The organism is Candidatus Mycalebacterium sp., assembly GCF_977828045.1.
On the sequence record NZ_CDWCUL010000014.1, the window covers coordinates 1 to 20,181 of the forward strand.

Here is a 20,181-nt window from a genome sequence, read left to right on the forward strand (position 1 = left end):
CCGCGCCCGCCGACATCGCGCGCAAGGCGTGGAACTATTTTTCACGCGGGGGGGAGGAGAATTGTAAAAATTTTCTCAAACTTGTTTTTAACGGCTTTTTCGGTTTTTCGCTTCCCCTTTCTCCCCCCGAAGAAATGCCGGATATTTTCTCGCACGATATTTCCGCGCCCGCTTCGGCGGCAAACCCCTTTGACGCGAAAGCGGCAATTCTGGCTTATAGAAGCCACTACCTTTCGGGAAATCTTTCGCCCGCCCGGAAACTCGCGGAAAAACTTGCGGAAAAGGGTTTCAGTTCGTGCGCAGTTTTTGTGAAAAGTCTCAGAGAGGCGGGCGAAATAGCCGATTTGTCAAAAATTCTTTCGGACGGGAATTTTGATTTAATTTTGAACACCACAAGTTTCGCGCTTAAAGGCGCGGACGACGGGAAAGATTTTATTTTTGAGAAAATAAATGTTCCGGTTATTCAGACCGTTTTTGCTTCAAGTTCCAGGGAAATCTGGCGGGAAAATCTTTTCGGACTTTCGCCGACCGATATTGCAATAAATATATCCCTGCCCGAAATTGACGGAAAAATTGACTCCGGTCCCGTCTCCTTCAAACAGGCGCGCGGAAAAGATTCGCTCACAGATTCTGAAATTGTCCGCTACGCCCCTTATGAAGACGGATGCGCCCGCGCGGCGGTTTTCGCGCGGACATGGCTTGACCTCGCGCGCGCGAAAAATCCGGACAAAAAAATCGCAATAGTGATGCCCAACTATCCCTCGCGGGACGGACGGCTTGCCAACGGAGTGGGGCTGGACACTCCCGAAAGCTGCGCCCTGCTGCTCAAAAAACTTTCCGAATCCGGTTACGAGACGGGGAGCGATTTTCCCGAAACCGGAGCGCGCCTTATGGAAATTCTCTCTCGCGGCGTTACAAACGACCCGGATTTTATGGATACAAGGGATTTTGAAATTTCTCTTCCCTTTGAACAATTTCGCGGATTTTATTCCCGCCTCGCACCCGAAATGCGCGAACGCATTGAAGGTCAATGGGGAAAACCCGAAGACGATTTTCACATCAAAGACGGCGTTTTTCCCCTGCCGGGAGTTTTGTTCGGCAACGTGTTTGTTTCCATTCAGCCGGAGCGCGGATACGGGCAGGATACGAAAGCGGTTTATCACTCGCCCGACATTCCGCCGCCTTTCCGCTATCTGGCTTTCTACTTCTGGCTCTCAAAGGTTTTCGGCGCTTCCGCGGTCGTCCATCTCGGAAAGCACGGCAACCTTGAGTGGCTACCCGGAAAAAGCGTTGCCCTTGATCCCGAAACATGCTTTCCGGCGGCGGTTTTTCCGCCGGTTCCGCATTTCTATCCGTTTATCGTGAACGACCCCGGCGAGGGCACGCAGGCTAAACGCCGCGCGCACGCCGTGATTATAGACCACCTTGTGCCGCCGATGGTTCGCGCCGACTCCTACGGAGACTATTCGTTGCTTGAACAGTTGATGGATGAATACTATCAGGCGTGGGGGCTTGACCCGGCAAGGGCGGAGTTCTTGAAGGGTGAAATAACCGGCGCGGTTGAGCGGACGCGCCTGTATGAGGATTTGGACTGCACTCCCGGCGATTTGGACGAAGTTCTCACACGCCTTGACGCTTATCTGTGCGATATAAAGGAGTCTCAAATTCGTGGCGGGCTTCACATTCTTGGACAGTGCCCCGAAGGGGACGCGCTCGCCGAAACCGTGGTTGCGCTTCACAGAATTCCCTCATCCGGCGTTGCCGGCATAACACAGGCGCTCGCGGACGATTTAGGGCTCGGTTTTGACCCTCTTGACTGCGATTACGGCGCGGCGCTGGGGTGCGAAGTTTCCGGAGAAAATTGCAGAACCTTTGGCGCGGCGACCGAAGCGCTTGAAAAAACGGCGCTTGAGCATGTCGCGACCGCGATTGAAACCGGCTCCACCGCGCATATTGACGGCAAAAAGTTTCCGAAATTTCTTGTTGTTGTCCGCGCGGCGGTGGAGACCACTTTTCCGCGCCTTTCCGCATGCACGGATGAGATTGGAAACCTTATCAGCGGTCTGGAGGGGCGGTATGTTCCGTCCGGGCCATCAGGCGCGCCCACGCGAGGCAAGCCGGATGTTCTCCCCACCGGCAGAAACTTCCACTCTCTTGACACCCGCGGACTGCCGACCCGCGCCGCTTATGAGTTGGGGCGCAGAAGCGCCGATGCTCTCATCAAAAGGCACATTCAGGAAAACGGCGACTATCCTTCGTCGGTTGGTATTTCGGTTTGGGGAACCTCAACGATGCGCACGGGCGGGGACGACATTGCGCAGGCGTTTGCGCTGATGGGGCTGCGTCCCGTGTGGCGCGGTGAAAGCGGCAGGGTTGTGGATTTTGAGGTTCTTTCGCTCACCGAACTGGGCAGGCCCAGGGTGGATGTTACTTTGCGGATCTCAGGGTTTTTCAGGGACGCTTTTCCCGAACTCATTTCGCTCTTCAATTCCGCCGTTGAAAAGGTTGCCCTGATGGATGATGAGCCCGAAGACCTGAACCCTTTGAGAAGCCGCCATTTACGGGAAAAATCCGAGTGGATTGAAAGCGGGCTTGACGGGGAAACGGCGCAAGAACGCTCTCTTTACAGGGTTTTCGGCTCAAAACCCGGCTCCTACGGCGCGGGTTTGCAGTCCGCCATAGACTCAAAAAACTGGAGCGCGCCCGAAGACCTCGCGATGATATACGTGAATTGGAGCGGCTACGCCTACGGCAAAAACGGACCCAAAACCGCGCACGAAACCTACCGCCGCCGCCTTGCGTGCATGGAAGTGGTTCTTCAAAATCAGGACAACCGCGAGCATGACATTCTGGATTCCGATGACTACTACCAGTTTCACGGCGGAATGGCGAACGCCTCACGCTCGGAGCGGGGAACGATGCCGGCGGTTTATTTTGGCGACCATTCAAAGCCCGAAAACCCAAAAATCAAAACCCTTAAAGAGGAAATTCTTAAAGTTTATCGCTCACGGGTCGTCAACCCGAAGTGGATTGAGGGAATGAGGCGGCACGGATACAAAGGCGCTTTTGAAATGGCGGCGACCGTGGACTATCTGTTCGGCTATGACGCCACGACCGATGTTGTGGACGATTTTGTCTATGAGGGCGTGGCGCAGGCCTATCTTTTTGACGGCGAAAATCTGGATTTTTTGAAAAATGCCAACCCGCGTGCGGCGGCGGAGATGGCGGAGAGAATTCTTGAAGCGGCGCAGCGCGGCATGTGGAAAAATCCCGCCGCGCAAACCCTTGAAAAACTGCGCGAAGTTTTCACCGAAGCCGAAGCCGTTACCGAGTAGGAAGTAACTCTCTATTCAAAAACACTCTGAATTATTGTAGTCTGAAACGAATATGAATATAGCAATCGCAGGGTACGGATACTGGGGTCCAAATCTCGCGCGCAATTTCGCTTCCCTGGACGGCGTAACCCTCAAAGCCGTTTGCGACGAGGACGCGAGTCTTCTGGAAAAAGCGCGCAAAAACCACCCGTTTATTTCCACCACGGAAAACTTTGACGACATTATCTCCGATGAGTCAATAGATGCCGTCTGCCTGGCAACCCCCGCGCTAACGCACGCCGAACTTGGCTTGCGCGCCCTGCGGGCGGACAAGCACATTCTGGTTGAAAAACCGATGGCGGCGACTTTAGCCGAGTGCGAAAAAATGACAAATGAAGCGGAAAAGCGCGGTCTTGTTCTGATGGTTGACCATATTTTTGCGTATTCGGGCGCGGTGCGCAAACTTGCCGCGCTCGCCTCTGAAAAGGCGCTCGGAGAACTTTACTACTTTGATTCAACGCGCATCAATCTGGGCATTGTGCGCTCCGATGTAAATGTGCTGTGGGATTTGGCAATTCACGACCTTTCAATACTTTTTCAAGTGAGCCCCACCGAGCCGGTGGCGGTTACCGCTTCGGGGGTTTCGCATATCAAAGGCAAACCCATCGACACGGCATACCTGACTCTGCATTACGACTCGTCTTTTATTGCGCATGTGCACGTGAGTTGGCTCGCGCCGGTGAAAATCAGGCGCACGACGGTTGCGGGTGATAAAAAAATGGCGATTTACGACGACACCGAGTCGGTGGAAAAACTCAAAATCTACGACACCGGAATTAATACAAAATCGGCAAGCGATGAGGACATGAAAAAACTGCTCGTTGAATACCGTGCGGGCGATATAAACTCTCCCAAACTTGATTCCTCGGAACCGCTTTTTCTCGTAGCGAAAGAGTTTTACGACTGCGTATGTGAGGGAAAAAAGCCGTTTACGGGCGCGTATGCCGGAGCGCAAATCGCACGCATTCTTGAAGCGGCTGACACTTCAATCAAACAAAACGGACAGAGGGTCGTCCTCTCTCGATAAAAATGAAAAAGGTTCCTTTTCTTGACCTTGCCGCTCAGCACTCTCCCATTGCGGATGAGATAAAACGCGGGCTTGGAAATGTTGTGGATTCGGGAGCGTTTGTTCTCGGTTCCGAAGTTGAGAATTTTGAGCGCGAATTCGCAAAATATACGGACACGCGACATGCGGTTTGTGTCAATAGTGGAACAAGCGCGCTTCACCTTGCGCTTCTGGCTGCCGGAGTGGGGCGGGGTGATGAGGTTATAGTTCCCGCGATGACCTTCATCGCGACCGCGATGGCGGCAACCTATATCGGCGCGAAGCCCGTCTGCGTTGATGTTGACCGTTTCTGTACAATGGACTCAAACGCGCTTGAAGACGCGATAACCCCGAAAACAAAGGCGATAATGCCCGTTCATCTCTACGGGCAGCCCGCCGATATGAGCCCGATAACCGGCATAGCGGAAAAACACGGAATTGCCGTTATTGAGGACGCGGCGCAGGCGCACGGCGCGGCGGACAAGGGGCGTAAATGCGGCTCTGTGGGGCGTGCGGCGGCGTGGAGTTTCTATCCGGGCAAAAATCTCGGCGCGCTCGGCGAGGGCGGGGCGGTTACGACCGATGATGACGAAATCGCGGAAAAATGCCGCATCCTGCGCGACTGGGGGCAGAGCGGGAAGGGAAACCACATTGAGAAAGGGTTTAATTACAGAATGGACGCTTTTCAGGGCGCGGTGCTTGGCGTTAAACTGGGACACATTGAGAAGTGGACACATTTGAGAATTTCCGCCGCTGATTATTACCGCGAAAAACTCGCGGGCGTGAGCGGTATTGAAACTCTGCCCATCAGGGAAAACGCCAGATGCGTGTGGCATATTTTTCCGGTAATGGTGGAAAACAGGGACAAGGTCGCCAAAAACCTGCGCGATGCGGGCATAGGGGTTTCGGTTCATTATCCCCGCGCGGTTCATCTGCATCCGTGCTACAAGGATTTGGGATATAAAAAAGGCGATTTTCCGAACGCGGAAAAAATCGCCGAAAAGGAGATTTCTCTCCCGATGTTTCCGGGCATAACCCGCGAACAGATTGACATGGTCGTAAACGCGCTTTGCGCGGCGGTTGAATGAGCAAAGCAATAACTGAGTTTTCGGACGGAATATGAAGAAATTATCGGTAGTTTCACCCGCGTTTAACGAGGAGAAAAATCTTCCCGAAGTTCACTCTGAACTCGTTCCCGTGCTTGAAGGACTCGGAATGGATTGGGAATGGATAATAATTGACGACCATTCAACCGATTCAACGCCCGATGTTATCAAACGGTTCAGTGAAAGCGATTCAAGAATAAAAGGGCTTCGCATGGCAAAGAATGAGGGTCCTAATGTGGCCGGTCTTTTGGGGCTTCAGAAGGCGGCGGGCGACTGCGCGGCGATTTTTGCCGCTGACGGACAGGACCCGCCCGAATACATAGCACAGCTTGTTGATAAGATGAAAGAAAGCGGACATAAGATCGTGTGGGTTACGCGCGAACTCGGCAGGGAAGACCCTTTTTTCAAGAGGTTTATGGCGTGGGGTTTCTATTTTGTTATGCGCCGCATTATGGGGGTTTCCTCAATTCCACCAGGCGGCGGCGATATGTCTATTATTGACGGCTCGGTTTTGAAGGAATTGCGGAAAATCAGCGGCAAGAATCTCAATGTAATTGTTGCAATTTCGGAGTTGGGTTTTTCTCAGACAAGCATTCCGGGCAGAAAACTCGCCAGAATTCACGGAAAAAGCAATTTTACATTCGCAAAAAATATCAAACTGTTTTTTTACACTCTCGCGTCCCTGAATTCCACCGCGCCGTTGCGTAGAATGGCTTTTTTGGGACTTTTAACGGCTTTAACGGGTTTCTATTTCGGAATTAATCTTTTCGCCGTTTTTGTTCTTGGCGGAGCGGGGATGTTTACGCTCGGAGTGATAGGAGAATATCTGTGGCGCGCGCGCAGAAAAAACACACACGACCCCTTTATTGTTGAATCTGAAACAGGAGATTGGGGTTTGCTCAGTTCTTTTGAATCCACTTCCAAGCCCTTTCAATCCCCTCGTCAAGACTAACCTGCGGCTTCCAGCCGAGCGTTTTTCCGGCAAGCGAGTTGTCAAGAAAAATTCTGTCCACATCGCCGCTTTTGCCCGCCGCTTTTTCGGTTTTCACCTCTTCGCCCGAAACTTCACAGAGGCGGTCAATAATCCGGTTAATTGAAGTTTCCTTTCCCGTGCAGATATTGAAAACGCCGCTCGGTTTGTCCACGCCAAGGTGTTCCGAGCACAGGGCGTTTGCGCGCGCCACATCGGAGCAATGAACATAATCCCGCGTTTGCTCGCCGTCTCCGAATATGGTCGTTTCCCCGCCTTTTTTGTGGTTCCCGCACAAAATCGCGACAATTCCGGTCGTTCTTTCGGTGTCCTGCCTTTCGCCGTAAACGTTTGAATAGCGCAGGGCGGTAAAATCAATTCCCCGCTCGGATTTGAAAAAACTCAAATAGTTTTCAACGCACAGTTTCGCTATGCCGTAGGGCGACTCGGGATTTTGAGGCGTCCGTTCGTCCGCAGGCAGTTTTGGCGCGTGTCCGTAAACCGCACAGGTTGAGGCAAAAATAAACTTTTTAACGCCGTGTTCAGCGCAAAGATTGAGCAGATTCAGCGAACCGGCGATGTTTATGTCCGCGTCATGAGCGGGGTCTTCGGCGGAAACCCTCACATCTATATGCGCCGCGTGGTGGTTGACCAGATCGGGCTTGAACAATGAGAATATTTTATTCAAAGTTTCCGCGTCTCTTATGTCGCATTTTTCAAATTCGGCTTCGGGCGGAATGTTTTCCTCTTTTCCCGCCGACAGATCATCAACAATTAAAACTTTGTGTCCGTTCTTTATAAGTTCACGGGAAACATGCGAGCCGATGAAGCCCGCCCCGCCGGTAAGGATAATCTTCATTGAGTTTTCAGAATACCAGCGCGCGTAATTAATGCAAATTGTGAATTAAGGGTCGCGTGAATTTCAATAATTCAAACCGCTTTTTCAAAATTAAAACTTTACGCAATAAACCCGTTTTTCGGACGCTTCGGCTCCGAGTCTTTTCTTAAACAGCGACAATCCGTTTTCCTCACCGAATGCCGCAGAAGTTCCCAAATCCATCAATTTTATTTTTCCGTTCCGGCAACGGTTATAAATTCCCGCCGCCAGCATTGTTACCGGACTGTGAGAGTCAAATTCCCGCAGATTTCCCCAGAACAGGGTGTATAAAATTTCCGGATTCAGTATCAGACAGATGGCTCCGGCAATTGTCCGCCCGCTTGCCGACACATCGTAAAATTCCACATTTTGCGGAAATTCATTAATCATTGTTTCCGCACCTTCCCATGACATTGACATATCAAAACCACGCTCCCGGCGGTTTGCCGCAATGGTGTCGTAGATAATACGGCGGTGCGGTTTTTCGGCGGCGCAAGCGAATTGAAATTCTTCCCTTTCACATTTTTTCAGCCGTTTGCGATTGTTGTGCGCCATTTTTGTAATAAGGTCGGCGGAGTCAACCGATATTGCGTGATTGGAGAGATTTTCCCGCAGTTCAAATCCGAGGGTTTTTAGTGTGTTCCAAAGATTTTTTATTTGCCCCGGTTTATGAGCTGAAGGAGCGCAGACCATATTTATTTCAGTTGCTCCTTCAGCCCGCAGTTTCTCGCAAACCATTTGCAGAAAAGGTTCCATAACCTCGTCCGCGCCTGCGGCAATGGCGGGACCACCGTAAGTTGCCCGCGCCGGAGACCGGAAATGCCCGGGCTCTGTTTCGGAAAAATGTATTGCCGCCACGGGCTCCTTCTCTCCTTCCCGTCTCAAGGTGAAATAGCGGTCATTGCCGGTTAAATGTAGTTTAAAATAGCGCCTTTTTTGAAACAGGTCGCACCACGGATATTCGGGACCTTCCGGTTCTTCAGTCAGTATGTATTTGCTTTTTTCAGACATATTTACAACCTTTTTTGTTATGGCGCGTCTTCGGCAATTTCCGCCACAACATATATGTTCGCGCACACTTCCGGCGGAAAATCCTGAGAGAGAAGATTAAATCCCCGAATAATTTCATGGGAAAAATCCAGCATTGAGGTGTTCGCGAACATTTTAAGAAAATATCCGCCCTTGCCGAGAACCCGGAATCCGGAATTTGTAAAATCTGCTTCCAACTCCGCAAGACTGTAAACACGCCGATGCCCGACCAGAATGTCTCTCGCGCTTAAATCGTCCAGCTTTTTCTGTAATCCCATTGCGAGCCCTATATGACGGTGAATAGATTCGCGGTTGGGAACTATGGAAAAAATCCGCCCTTCCGGTTTCAGCCAGCCTTTCATCATTTTTAAAATTTGCGCGGGATTGTCCACATGTTCAAGAACATGATTTGCCAGAAGAATATCGCAGGGCTCCTCCGGCTCGTAATTTTCAAATAAACATTCCACGATATTAAATCCTTTGGCTTCGGCTTTTTTCGCGAGTTTTTTTGAGCCCTCAACGGTGGTAAGTTCACGGGTTTGTTTTTTCAAAAATTCAGAGATAATTCCTTCCCCGTAACCCAGTTCAAGCACTTTTTTGCCCTGAAAATCCAGATGTTTTTGCATTATTTCACAACTGAAATGCTGTTGAATATCCTCAATGAACATATCAGGTATGTTTTTTGAATTGTGGTATTGCGAGGCAATTTTATCAAGTTCGGAAGACTTGGACATTTAAGAATTCTCCAGTATGTAACTCGCGGCTTTCATTCCCTGAACAACCTGGTCATTGAAGGAAGTGGCGGAAAAAGATCCTCCTCCAATAACGGGAAACGGCGGTTTTTTCCCCGCGAATAATTTCTCCATATCAGAATATAGTTTGTAATTTTTCACAGTGGCGAGCAGGAGAGATTGCCTGAAATGTTTAACCCGCCCTCCGCCCGCGACAGCGCCCTCGCGGATAACCCCTAAATCAACAAGCATTTTCCAGCATTCTTCCGGAGAGTTACGGTTTTCAAGATTGTCCGTGTTGAATTCCATGCAGATACGGCTTGAACCCGATTTTTTCCCCGCGCAATAATCCGGTTGAGTGATTCTGTAACACGGTATTTCGCCATCTACGATAAAAGCCGTGCTGAACTTTGTTTTAATATCGTCCGCGTCCGTTTCAAAGAAAGCGCAGGTTATATTTGCCATATCAAAATTTTCCGGAGAATTTCCCAGCGTTCGCGACAGTTGCGTCCAATCATTTGCCCATACAAAATTTTCCGCGTGAATTTCATCTCCGTTTTCAAGCGTTAAAACGGGTTTTTGCGTGGAATTAATTCCCCCTGACGCGATTGGATTTATTTCCAGAACTCTTTTTTCTTTCAAATTTTCCGTTAAAACATCTATGGGCTCATTCGCCCGCCCGCTTACGGGATAGCTGAATTTTACTTCGGCAAGGGGTTGCGGTTTTTCCGAAAAATGGGATTTGAGGGTTTCGGGATAAAACACGGGCATCCATGCCAGACGGTGGTAGTAAGCCATAATGTCTTTTGCGCCAACGCCTGTTATTTTCCGGCACAACGGTTCTATAAACTCTTCGTGGAAAACATCTCCGTGATTTGCCCGTGAAATTTTTTCAAAATCGGCTTCCATAAACGCTTTTGACCTGTTTTTATTGCGGGCGTGCAGTTCTTCCGGAGTTTCCAAACCTTTAATGTCTTTCGCCAGTTTTTCCCGAAGGGCGGACGGCAATTCTGACAGACTTTCAAGGCGGTCGGAAATAAAAAAGTCTTCATACCAGTTTCCGCCAAAATACATTTTCGGAGTTTCCGTTTGCACGGTTTTAACTCCGAGACAGTCATCAACATAGCGTTTGACGTGGCTTACAAAACGCCCTGAATCATTTTTAATTTCCGGATTGTAACTCTCAATGCGGGCGGAAGGTTCGTCTCCGTAGGCGGTGAACTCAAAAAAATTCATTCCGATATCGTAGTGGAAATTGTCAATGTCTATGCCGCGAAAATGACCGCCGATAAAATCGTTGGGGGAAAGAACCAGAACTTCCTTTCCGGCCGCAAGCAGTTGTTCGCCGCAAACCAGAGCGGCTATGCTGTTTCCGCAAATGAGATTCTCGATATTCCTTTTGGGCAAATCAGTTTTCCTTTAACTGTAAATTGACAAATATCTCAGAGCCGTTTTCAGGGAGCAGATTGCTTATTTTATAGACACCGTCAAGAAACTTTTTGCTTATTTTCCCGCTTTCAAGAAGGTCCCGCATCTGTCCGTGGCTGAGGGGTTTCAAAAAATAAGAGCCCTTGTCCAGAGTTTGAAAACCGTGCGCCTGAGCCAGACTCACCAAATCGGACATTTCGTATTCACGGCTTCTCTGAAATTTGCGAGCCAAATCCGACATTTCCCCGGTGTTTTTCAGCAGACCCATTTTTACGCCGAGCAGACGATGTATGGAATTTGCGTTGGGCGTGTTTATATGGACAACCGTTTCGGAAGACGCTATTTCGCGGACGGTTTCAAAAACAGTTTCAGGATTTTTCAATTCATGAATAAGACTGCTGACAACTATGAAATCAAAATCTTTTTTTTTAAGATCTTCCATCGCATCTTCAATTTTTTTGTTTATGTAACAGACTTTGTCCCCAAGCCGCTCCCGGGCAATGCTCAAAAAATCTTTTATGGGCTCAACGATTGTAAAGTCCGTAAAGTTTTCATAGTGAACGGCAAGAGATTCCGTTCCACAACCTACTTCCAGTATTTTTTTCGGGGCATACTTCGCCAGAATCTCCAGCAGATTGCGACGGCGGTATTCCACCATCTCTTTTTCAAAGCCGTGGTTGTTAAGGTATTCGTCCCTGTAAGAATCCAAATCGCGACTGTCCATTCCAATTTTCAGTTTATAGAATTAACAGTTTTGTTTCAAGAAACCTCAAAACCTCCCTATCCGGCGGGTTTGATTGATTTTGAGAATGGTATAACTTACCCGCAATCTTTGTCGCCAAACGGGTGTCTTTTATGAAAGGGCAGTTTTTCAGATTTTTAATAGCGGGCGGCGTGAATACTGCCGTCACCTACGCGATATATTTTGCCCTTCTTTACTTTCTAAATCCGTATTGGTCTTACGCCGTTTCGTTTGTTTTCGGTATTTTTATTTCGTATTTTCTTAATTTGAAGTTCACTTTCCGCGCCGAACACTCAAGCGGAAAGGCGTTCTTATATTTGTTGATTTATCCGTTGCAGTTTCTGCTGGGAATTTTAACGTTTCACATTTCCCTCAAAGCGGGCATTCATGAGAATTTTGCCGTGTTTTTCGCCGCCGCCGCCGCGTTTCCGTTCAAGTTTTTGATGTCGCGCTGGGTGTTGGACGGAAACCGCGAAGGAGTTCCCGTTTTGTTTCTTTCAATTTTCGCGTTCGCGGTTTCAATCGCCGCCGCTTACGGCGCGCTTCTTGCGGGAGATCTTTTTCCGCGCGGATTTTTATTCTCATCTGATTTTGCAACCCTTTATCTCATGTGGAATGACATATCTTCAGGAGCGGTTGCGTTCAGGGACATATTTACTGAATGGAATTTTCAACGAGTCAGCGCTCCCTACATCTTTACGGATTTGCCTCTTATTTGGATAATTTATTCAATCACGGGAGGCAATTTGGCGGCGGGAATTCATGTTTTCGGGATTCTGATTATGCTTCTGAATGCGGTGGGATGGTTATTTCTCTGTCGTTTTATTTTTCGTAAAAATCCGTCTCGCGGTTTTCTTGTTTTTATTCTGCTCGCGCTCACTTATGTTTTTCTTGCCTACGGTTTATCGGATTTATTTGGAGTTGTGTTTTTTCCTGTTTCCCATTTTTCAACATGGTCTTTTGTGCCGTTCTGCGTTTTTCTTTTTCTTTCCGCCGCGCTTTCGCAAACCGTTGTTCGCAATGTTGTTTTATCGGTTGTTCTCGCGATGGTTTGCGCGGCGGTGCTTTCCTCCGACATAATTTTTGCCGTCTGGTTCGTGGCTCCCGCTTTTGCGGCCGCGGTTCTGATATTGATTCTATTTCGCGACAAGGGTTTTATCATCCCCACAGCGGCTGTTGGGGTCGGTTTTGTTTGCGCGCGTTTTGCAAGAGATTTTTTTATTGACCCCGGAGATGTAACCATACAGTTTTCCGGGTTGGGTAAATCAGAGCATATACAAGATGCCGCGCGTGATATTGTGGTTTGGTTTTCCGAAGCCGCGTTGCGCCATCCTTTTCTCACGGTTGTGTGGATTGTTTTCTTTGCTCTTCTTGTTTATTCCGTTTTACAGGGAGTTTCAGGGGTGAAAAAGCCGGCTTCGGAAAAAATTTTTACACGGCTGTTTCTGCTGTTTACGCCGCCGGTTTCAGTGATGGCGGCGATTTTGACGGGAAATTTCTTTATTGAGATTTCTCCCGAATCTTCCCATGTCGTGAGATATTTTATCCCCGCTCTGTTTATTCCACTTTTTGCAGGATGGGCTTTCCTGCCGGACCTGACAAGAGGTTTTTTCAAACGCTCTCGTTTTTTTGTTGTAGCGCCAATTTTTCTGATTTTAGCGGCGGTTCCGGGGGTTTTGAAATTAGGACAAAATTCGTCCGCATTTTCAGAGTATTACACTTCCGTAGACCGTTGCTTTGATGAAAACGCTTCCCGCTTCGGGCTCAAAAAGGGCTTGTCCACTTACTGGTGGGGAAAATCCATTATGGCAATTTCAGAAAGCAGGGTTGAAATAGGGCATGTTAGCGTTTATCCGGATCCGAACAGGCGAGCCCAGTTTTTTGCCTTTCAATTCGGGGTTCCAAATAAATTCTTTGAAAGTCCGTTTGATTTTGTCATAACAAACAACTACAAATTCAGACCCGATCAGGATTTTTGCGAAGGTCAGGGACCGGATAGATGCAGGATGTTTTCTTCAAAAAGAGATCCCATGGGATCTTATCTGCTCTCGCCCACAGACGTCGTTCGTCATTTCGGAATTACCCCTTCATCAGTTTTTGAATGCGGCGGCGCGCAGATTCTGGTTTTCAAGTAAAATGCCCGCGAGCATGAAAAGCCCACTTTTTGCCGCAATTCTCTCGGCTGTGCTTGCCGCAGGTTTTTCATGGCTTATAAATCTGCACGGTGTTTTCTTTTCGCCTGACAGTTGGCAGTATTGGGAGTCTTCCGTCTCAATCCTTGACGGCGTTGGGTATCAGAATTATTTCCACCCCATAAAAGCATGGCCTCCGCTTTACAGCCTTTACCTGTCCGCCGTTCAGGCGGTTTTCGGCGTGAACGGATTTTCTCTGGTGTTGTCTCTGATTGTTTGCGCAGTCGGTTCCGCATTCGCGTGGACTTGGGCTTTCTGCTCACTTTGCGGAGAGAAAAATACTTGGGCTCGGTTCGCACTCGCGTTTTCAAACGCCGCTCTGGCTTCATACCTTTTCCGCTCCATTTCGTCTGATCCTTTATCGGTTTTTCTGATAGGGCTTTTGATCGCATTCGCGGTGCGGTTTGTTCTCAAGCCCCGTTCTTCGCGTTTTATCGCAGGATTTCTCTTTTTCGCGCTTCTGTCCGCCTGTTTACTGACCCGTTTTGCGAACATAACATTTATTCCGGCGCTGTGGGCGGGGGCGTTCTATTTTTTCCGCCCGCGCAAGTTAAAAACCGCCTTTGCGGTCTGCGCTCTTACTCTTCCCGCTTTTGCGATTATCATGGCTGTGCGTGTCGCTCTGAACCTCAGCGAGGGAGTTCATTCATTTTCATTCGGCGGGCACAATTTGCGGACTTTTGAACTTCTTAACGATTTTTTCATTTTTCTCGGCGAGTTGCTTTTCACAACAGGAGGAGCCGGAGAATTTTTCAAAGCGCCGCTTGCGTTTTTTGCCGTTTGCCTGTGCGTTTATGCGCTGTTTTTCAAATTTGCCTGCGGGCGCGGTTTTGAGCGAATAAGCATTTTGAAAGCCATCGCCATTATTTTCGCGGTTCAGACGGCGGGGATGTTGGGGATTTTGCATCTGGCTACCTACGATGTTAAGGGCGGATTGCCTCTTATAGTCGAGGAGAGATATATCTGGCACATTCCGTTTGCCATTATGGGGACTTTTGCCGCGCTTCTGACACACTTCCCGCAAATGCCCGAAAAAAGGGGGAGGCGTATTTTGCGGTTTTCAAAGAAGCTTTTGCCGATTGCTTTTGTTTTTTTGTGCGGACTTCATCTTTTTGCCGCAGCAGGTTACGGAATTTCAAATGCTCTTACGCATACTGTGTCTGCCGGATATTCCGAAAAAGTGCTTTTCTTCAGAGATAAACACGAACTCATCGACAACGGATACATTTGGCACATTCCCAAAAATCACACAATTCGCTACAGATTTGCAGGGCGTCCGCCCGTTCATCTTGAAAATGGCACGGTTTTGAGGTCGCCCGGTGGTCCGATGTGGTGGCAGTTCGGCGAGTCCGATAAAGGAGAACTTCTCTATCCGCCCGCTTTTACATGGGGGGTGCGCTGGGAAAGACTGTTAGAACTTCCCGGAAGGGAGATTTCGGTTCCAAAAGAGTAGAAGAACATCTGTCTTTCTTCATTTTTCACAATTTCATGCCGAAGGGGGGACTTGAACCCCCACGAGCTTGCGCTCACAGGATTCTGAATCCTGCGCGTCTGCCAATTCCGCCACTTCGGCTGTAACCGGTTCTTTCTCCGAGGACGCCTATTTTAACACGCAAGAGCCGTTTTTTCGCTTTAATGCGAAAATCCTTCCTTGACAATGCATAGCCGGTGATTATCTTAACCCTGTTCGGGGCGAGGTGGGTTGTTTTGCATCGGCATTACAAGGGCGTCCTGTTACAAAAAAAGAAATCCAAAACGGAGGAAAGGCTATAATGGCTTCAAAGGTAAAGTTCAGGCCACTTCACGACAAGGTTCTTGTAAGACGGCTAGACGGAGAGGAAAAAACGAAGGGCGGTATCATCATTCCCGACACCGCTCAGGAGCAGTCTCAGGAAGGTGAAATTGTTGCCGTTGGCAACGGTATTGTCGGCGAAGATGGCAAAGTCAAAAAACTTGATGTGAAACCGGGCGATAACGTTCTCTTCAACAAATACGGTGGAACTGACATCAACATTGAGGGTGGAAGTTACGTTGTAATGAAAGAGGAAGACATACTTGCCGTTATCGGTTAAGTGGAAGTTAAAACAAGGAGGAAAAAATGTCTGTAAAGAACATTAAATTCAGCAGGGAAGCGCAGAACTTAATTTTGAGCGGTATTAACAAACTTGCCGACACGGTAAAGGTAACGCTCGGACCCAGAGGCAGAAATGTGCTTATGGAGAAAGCGTTCGGCGCGCCCAACGTTACAAAGGACGGCGTGAGCGTCGCCAAAGAGATAGAACTTGAGGACAGGTTTGAAAACATGGGAGCGCAGATGGTTAAGGAAGTTGCGTCAAAAACAAGCGATGTTGCCGGAGACGGCACCACCACCGCCACCGTTTTGGCGCAGTCCATATTTACCGAAGGCATAAAACTTGTTGCCGCCGGACACGATCCGATGAAACTCAAACGGGGAATTGACAAAGCGGTTGAGGTTGTTGTTGACAGCATCAGGCGGCTCAGCAAACAGACCAAGGACAGAACTGAAATTTTTCAGGTTGCGACCATTTCAGCAAACGGTGACGAAGACATAGGAAACAAAATCGCGGACGCGATGGAGCAGGTCGGAAAAGACGGCGTCATCACCGTTGAGGAAGGCAGGAGCCTTGACACCGAGCTTGAGGTTGTTGAGGGAATGCAGTTTGACAGGGGATACCTGAGCCCTTATTTCGTAACGGATTCCGAAAGGATGCTTGTTGAGCTTGAAGACCCGTTAGTGCTTCTTTTTGACAAGAAAATCGCAAACATGAAAGACCTTGTGCCCCTTCTTGAAGAGGTTGCCAGGAATTCAAACCCGCTTCTTATTCTCGCGGAGGATGTTGAGGGCGAAGCCCTTGCGACTCTCGTTGTGAACAAGATACGCGGAACGCTCAAAGCCGCCGCTGTTAAAGCGCCGGGATTTGGCGACAGACGCAAAGCGATGATTGAGGACATAGGCGTGCTTACCGGAGGAAATGTGATTTCCGAGGAAGCCGGAATGAAGCTTGAAAGCGCCACGGTTGCCGATCTTGGAAAAGCTAAAAAAGTTGTCATAGACAAAGACAACACCACTATCATCAGCGGCGGCGGTAAGAAAGCCGACATAAGCGGCAGAATCAACCAGATTAGAGGGCAGATAGATACGGCGAGCGGCGAATATGACAGGGAGAAGCTTCAAGAGCGCCTTGCCAAACTTGCCGGAGGAGTTGCGGTTATCCGCGTGGGAGCCGCCACCGAATTGGAGATGAAAGAGAAGAAAGACAGAGTGGAAGACGCTCTGAACGCCACACGCGCCGCTGTTGAGGAAGGCATTGTTCCCGGCGGTGGAGTTGCCCTTGTGCGCGCCGTTGAGAACCTTGAGAGCTTCAAAGGTGCGGACGAAGAGGAGCAGGCGGGCGTGAACATAGTGAAAAGAGCCCTTGAGGAGCCGCTCAGGGAGATTGCCAGAAATGCCGGTTGGGACGGCTCAATCGTTATCCAGAAAGTAAAAGAGGGCAAGGCTTCATTCGGTTTTGATGCCGCTTCGCTTCAATACAGAGACCTGCTGAAAGCCGGAATTGTTGACCCGTCAAAGGTTACAAGGTCGTGCATTCAGAACGCGGCGAGTGTCGCGGGGCTTTTGCTCACCACCGAAGCGCTCATAGCGGACGCTCCGAGAGAGCCCGAAATGCCCATGGGCGGCGGCGGGCCCCCGATGACCGGAGGTCCCGGAGGAATCGGAGGTATGATGTAATTTTCCCTTTCTTAGGGTAGTATAAAAACCGGCGTTGTCTTTCAGGGCGACGCCGGTTTTTTATTTTCAAATTCCGCGAAGAACCATGCAAACGAAGAAAAATTTTCTGCTTCCCTCCATTATTGCCGGTGTTGTGCTTGGTATTGTTTCCGGCTCCTTTTTTCCTGAATTCAGTCTGTCTCTGGAATTTATCGGAGACATATTCCTTGACCTGCTGAAAATGATGGTCATTCCGCTCATCATCGTGAGCATAACGCTCGGCGTTATGAAACTGCGCGATTTTAAGACCGTGGGCGCGAAAACGCTTCTCTATTACATGGCGACAACCGCCATATCGGTTTGCATCGGCATAGCGGTTGTTTCTTTGATTCAGCCGGGCTCACCGGAGACGCTCGGAACAATGACCGAAGAGATGAGGTCGCAGGTCCAGGTGCGCGTTGAGGGGAAAAACGCGGGAGTCGAACAGATACTGCACAGCATGATTACTCCCAACATTTTCAAGTCCGCCGCGGATTTTCAAATCCTTCCACTCATAGTTTTCTCTCTGCTTTTCGGTCTGGCTCTGGCGCGATTGGGAGACCGCGCCGCGCCACTTGAATCAGTTTTGACCTCGCTTGACGGGGCGATAATGAAGATTGTCCATTGGATAATAAACCTTACGCCTCTTGGGGTCGCGTGCATAATAGCGGCGAGAATAGGCAAAGCCGGAGGCGGAGAGGCGATTTACGCCATGGCGGTCGGAATCGGAAAATATATGCTCGCGGTTGTAGTCGGGCTTGGAATCCACGGGCTTGTGGTTTTGCCGCTCGTTCTGTTTGTTTTCACACGCAGAAATCCGTTGCAATACCTCAAACATATGAGCAAGGCGCTTCTGACCGCTTTTTCCACGGCGTCTTCCTCGGCAACGCTTCCCCTGACAATGACAAACGCCATTGAGGATGCGAAAGTGTCTCGGAGAGTGGGTAATTTCGTTTTGCCTCTCGGCGCGACCGTTAACATGGACGGAACCGCTCTTTACGAAGCGGTTGCGGTGATTTTCATAGCGCAGGTTTACGCAGTTCCGCTTGACTCGGGTGCGCTTATTATAATATTTCTCACCGCAACTCTCGCCGCCATAGGCGCGGCCGGGATACCCGAAGCGGGGCTTGTTACAATGGTTATTGTGCTTACAAGCGTTGGGCTTCCCCTTGAAGGCATAGGGCTTCTTTTGTCCGTTGACTGGCTTCTTGACCGCTTCAGGACCACCGTCAATGTATGGGGAGACAGCGTGGGTGCGGCTGTTGTGGATAGCACCGCCGGGGGGTAGTAGGGTGCGGGGAGTTTTCCATGTTCACAGTTGCGGAAACGGAGATTGGAAAGTTGCTTGAATTTTTTTACCTGGGGGAGTTTCATATCTACATCAAACCCCTGCTCGCCTTCTGTGTTTCGTTTTTTTTACTGTTTTTTTCGGTCAGGTTTTTGTCTTCCCGCCTGAGGGATATTGCAAAATCCACCGCTAACACTTTTGACGATATTATCGCGGACGCTCTGGGGGAAACGCGCAGTTTTATTCTGCTTGCCGCGTCTCTTTACATCAGCTCGCGTTTTATCAGTCTCGCGCCCGAAACAAGGGAAACCGCAGACGCCATAATAACCACCGCGCTTATTGTTCAGGCGGTTTTGTGGCTGGGGAAAATAGTAAGCGGCTACCTCTTCCACAACTACAAAAAATGGAATATTACCGTCTCGCAGACGGCGGTTTCGATTTTTTTCCTGCGTCTTGTCCTGTGGTCGATAGCGGCGCTTCTTATTCTTGAAAATCTGGGAATTCGCGTAACGCCCCTAATCGCGGGGCTCGGAATCGGTGGAATAGCGCTCGCGCTCGCAGTCCAGAGCATTCTGGGAGAGGTTATCGCGTCCGTTTCAATAATCATAGACAAGCCCTTTGTCGTGGGCGATTTCATCGTTGTCGACGAATTCAGGGGAACGGTTGAAAAAGTGGGTTTGAAGACCACGCGCATAAGAAGCATTTCCGGCGAACTTGTTATTTTTTCAAACAATCATCTCGTTAGCACCACAATACAGAATTATAGAAACCTCCCGCGCCGTCGTAGTTTTTCTAAGATCGGGGTCATATATGGAATGGACGCGGACAAACTCGCGAAGATTCCGCAAATTATCAAAAATATAATAGATGAGCATCCGCAGACTGAATATGAAAGAGTCCATTTTATTGCGTTCGCGGATTTTTCGCTCGATTTTGAGATTGCTTATTATGTTTTAACAAGCGATTACATAGTATATCTTGACGCCGTGCAGGACATTAATCTGGAAATAATCAGAAGATTCCGCAATGAAGGCGTTGAGTTTGCCTATCCCACACAGACCGTGTTCGCGGGCAAGCCCGTGGAAGTTGCGATAAAAAATCAGGTGGAAAATTAATTGTCAAAAAAAATGCTGTGGTCGGGAAGGTTTTCAAAAAATCCCCACCGTATCGCGGCGGAGTTTTCCTCTTCGGTGGATTTTGACCGCCAACTTGCTTTTGAAGACATAGAGGGAAGCGTCGCGCATGTGAAAATGCTCGCCGCTCGCCGGATAATCTCAAAAAAGAATGCAGGCCTGATTTTGAAGGCTCTTGCGGGAGTAAAAAAAGAGATGGAGAAAGGCGTTTTCCCGTTCAAGAGCGAATACGAGGACATTCACCTGAACATTGAAAAGCGCGTTATTGAAAAAATTGGCGATGCGGGGGGAATGATCCACACAGCGCGCAGCCGAAATGACCAGATAGTTCTGGACGAACGGCTTTACCTCAGGCGGCAGACTGCTCTTATTTTTGACGGAATTGCCGCGCTGGCAGGCTCCATAGTTACGCTTGCCGAAAAATATCCGGATGCGGCGATGCCTCTCTACACACACCTTCAAAGGGCGCAACCCGTGCTGGTCGCGCACCATTTGCT

At 49.3% G+C, this 20,181-nt stretch carries 16 protein-coding genes and 1 tRNA gene; 11 read left to right on the top strand and 6 right to left on the bottom strand.

Going from position 1 to position 20,181, the window contains the following annotated elements:
• The 4 genes from cobN to ACY430_RS05095 form a co-directional block, all read left to right on the top strand.
• Positions 1-3,335, top strand: a 3,335-nt coding sequence (gene cobN, locus ACY430_RS05080; RefSeq protein WP_462137806.1) for a cobaltochelatase subunit CobN, incomplete at its 5' end; no start/stop codon positions are given.
• Between the two features lie 52 nt (positions 3,336-3,387).
• On the top strand, positions 3,388-4,401 hold the full coding sequence (locus ACY430_RS05085) for a Gfo/Idh/MocA family protein (protein WP_462137807.1): 1,014 nt from the start codon (positions 3,388-3,390) through the stop codon (positions 4,399-4,401).
• A 2-nt stretch (positions 4,402-4,403) separates the two neighbouring features.
• On the top strand, positions 4,404-5,507 hold the full coding sequence (locus ACY430_RS05090) for a DegT/DnrJ/EryC1/StrS family aminotransferase (RefSeq protein ID WP_462137808.1): 1,104 nt from the start codon (positions 4,404-4,406) through the stop codon (positions 5,505-5,507).
• Between the two features lie 31 nt (positions 5,508-5,538).
• On the top strand, positions 5,539-6,477 hold the full coding sequence (locus ACY430_RS05095; RefSeq protein ID WP_462137809.1) for a glycosyltransferase: 939 nt from the start codon (positions 5,539-5,541) through the stop codon (positions 6,475-6,477).
• Here the strand turns inward: ACY430_RS05095 and ACY430_RS05100 are convergent.
• The 5 genes from ACY430_RS05100 to ACY430_RS05120 form a co-directional block, all read right to left on the bottom strand.
• Positions 6,425-7,354, bottom strand: coding sequence for an NAD-dependent epimerase/dehydratase family protein (locus ACY430_RS05100; protein WP_462137810.1), 930 nt, complete (start codon positions 7,352-7,354; stop codon positions 6,425-6,427). The two genes, ACY430_RS05095 and ACY430_RS05100, sit on opposite strands and share 53 nt — an antisense overlap.
• Before the next feature lie 90 nt (positions 7,355-7,444).
• Complete coding sequence (locus ACY430_RS05105) at positions 7,445-8,383, bottom strand: GNAT family N-acetyltransferase (protein WP_462137811.1); 939 nt, start codon at positions 8,381-8,383, stop codon at positions 7,445-7,447.
• Positions 8,384-8,400: 17 nt separating this feature from the next.
• Positions 8,401-9,135, bottom strand: coding sequence for a class I SAM-dependent methyltransferase (locus ACY430_RS05110; RefSeq protein ID WP_462137812.1), 735 nt, complete (start codon positions 9,133-9,135; stop codon positions 8,401-8,403).
• The gene (locus tag ACY430_RS05115) at positions 9,136-10,539 is read right to left on the bottom strand and encodes an NAD(P)-binding protein (RefSeq protein WP_462137813.1); all 1,404 of its coding nucleotides are present in this window, start codon (positions 10,537-10,539) and stop codon (positions 9,136-9,138) included.
• A gap of 1 nt (position 10,540) precedes the next feature.
• Positions 10,541-11,284, bottom strand: a complete 744-nt coding sequence (locus ACY430_RS05120; protein ID WP_462137814.1) for a class I SAM-dependent methyltransferase — start codon at positions 11,282-11,284, stop codon at positions 10,541-10,543.
• A gap of 131 nt (positions 11,285-11,415) precedes the next feature.
• Between ACY430_RS05120 and ACY430_RS05125 the strand changes: the two genes are divergently transcribed.
• Together ACY430_RS05125 and ACY430_RS05130 are read left to right on the top strand one after the other, a co-directional pair.
• Positions 11,416-13,437: a GtrA family protein gene (locus ACY430_RS05125; RefSeq protein WP_462137821.1), complete on the top strand. Its 2,022-nt coding sequence runs from the start codon at positions 11,416-11,418 to the stop codon at positions 13,435-13,437.
• 13 nt (positions 13,438-13,450) lie between these two features.
• Positions 13,451-14,947, top strand: a complete 1,497-nt coding sequence (locus ACY430_RS05130) for a hypothetical protein (protein WP_462137815.1) — start codon at positions 13,451-13,453, stop codon at positions 14,945-14,947.
• Positions 14,948-14,983: 36 nt separating this feature from the next.
• On the opposite strand, the gene ACY430_RS05135 is transcribed toward ACY430_RS05130, so the two are convergent.
• Positions 14,984-15,067, bottom strand: a tRNA-Leu gene (locus tag ACY430_RS05135).
• 199 nt (positions 15,068-15,266) lie between these two features.
• Between ACY430_RS05135 and ACY430_RS05140 the strand changes: the two genes are divergently transcribed.
• From ACY430_RS05140 to ACY430_RS05160, 5 genes are all read left to right on the top strand, one after another.
• A complete protein-coding gene (locus ACY430_RS05140; protein ID WP_462137816.1) occupies positions 15,267-15,566 on the top strand; it encodes a co-chaperone GroES in 300 nt (99 codons plus the stop codon).
• A 26-nt stretch (positions 15,567-15,592) separates the two neighbouring features.
• A complete protein-coding gene (gene groL / locus ACY430_RS05145; RefSeq protein ID WP_462137817.1) occupies positions 15,593-17,245 on the top strand; it encodes a chaperonin GroEL in 1,653 nt (550 codons plus the stop codon).
• Positions 17,246-17,330: 85 nt separating this feature from the next.
• Positions 17,331-18,551: a dicarboxylate/amino acid:cation symporter gene (locus tag ACY430_RS05150; RefSeq protein WP_462137818.1), complete on the top strand. Its 1,221-nt coding sequence runs from the start codon at positions 17,331-17,333 to the stop codon at positions 18,549-18,551.
• Positions 18,552-18,571: 20 nt separating this feature from the next.
• Positions 18,572-19,666 carry a mechanosensitive ion channel family protein gene (locus tag ACY430_RS05155; RefSeq protein WP_462137819.1) on the top strand — a complete coding sequence of 365 codons (1,095 nt, stop codon included), beginning with the start codon at positions 18,572-18,574 and terminating at the stop codon, positions 19,664-19,666.
• The coding region (locus tag ACY430_RS05160; RefSeq protein ID WP_462137820.1) for a lyase family protein at positions 19,667-20,181 on the top strand (515 nt) is incomplete at its 3' end.

Excerpts from the sequence above, each read along its gene's own strand:
- ACY430_RS05085 (WP_462137807.1), top strand. The coding sequence starts at position 3,388 with ATGAATATAGCAATCGCAGGGTACGGATACTGGGGTCCAAATCTCGCG.
- ACY430_RS05090 (WP_462137808.1), top strand. The coding sequence starts at position 4,404 with ATGAAAAAGGTTCCTTTTCTTGACCTTGCCGCTCAGCACTCTCCCATT.
- ACY430_RS05095 (WP_462137809.1), top strand. The coding sequence starts at position 5,539 with ATGAAGAAATTATCGGTAGTTTCACCCGCGTTTAACGAGGAGAAAAAT.
- ACY430_RS05100 (WP_462137810.1), bottom strand. The coding sequence starts at position 7,354 with ATGAAGATTATCCTTACCGGCGGGGCGGGCTTCATCGGCTCGCATGTT.
- ACY430_RS05105 (WP_462137811.1), bottom strand. The coding sequence starts at position 8,383 with ATGTCTGAAAAAAGCAAATACATACTGACTGAAGAACCGGAAGGTCCC.
- ACY430_RS05110 (WP_462137812.1), bottom strand. The coding sequence starts at position 9,135 with ATGTCCAAGTCTTCCGAACTTGATAAAATTGCCTCGCAATACCACAAT.
- ACY430_RS05120 (WP_462137814.1), bottom strand. The coding sequence starts at position 11,284 with ATGGACAGTCGCGATTTGGATTCTTACAGGGACGAATACCTTAACAAC.
- ACY430_RS05125 (WP_462137821.1), top strand. The coding sequence starts at position 11,416 with ATGAAAGGGCAGTTTTTCAGATTTTTAATAGCGGGCGGCGTGAATACT.
- ACY430_RS05130 (WP_462137815.1), top strand. The coding sequence starts at position 13,451 with ATGAAAAGCCCACTTTTTGCCGCAATTCTCTCGGCTGTGCTTGCCGCA.
- ACY430_RS05140 (WP_462137816.1), top strand. The coding sequence starts at position 15,267 with ATGGCTTCAAAGGTAAAGTTCAGGCCACTTCACGACAAGGTTCTTGTA.
- groL (WP_462137817.1), top strand. The coding sequence starts at position 15,593 with ATGTCTGTAAAGAACATTAAATTCAGCAGGGAAGCGCAGAACTTAATT.
- ACY430_RS05150 (WP_462137818.1), top strand. The coding sequence starts at position 17,331 with ATGCAAACGAAGAAAAATTTTCTGCTTCCCTCCATTATTGCCGGTGTT.
- ACY430_RS05155 (WP_462137819.1), top strand. The coding sequence starts at position 18,572 with ATGTTCACAGTTGCGGAAACGGAGATTGGAAAGTTGCTTGAATTTTTT.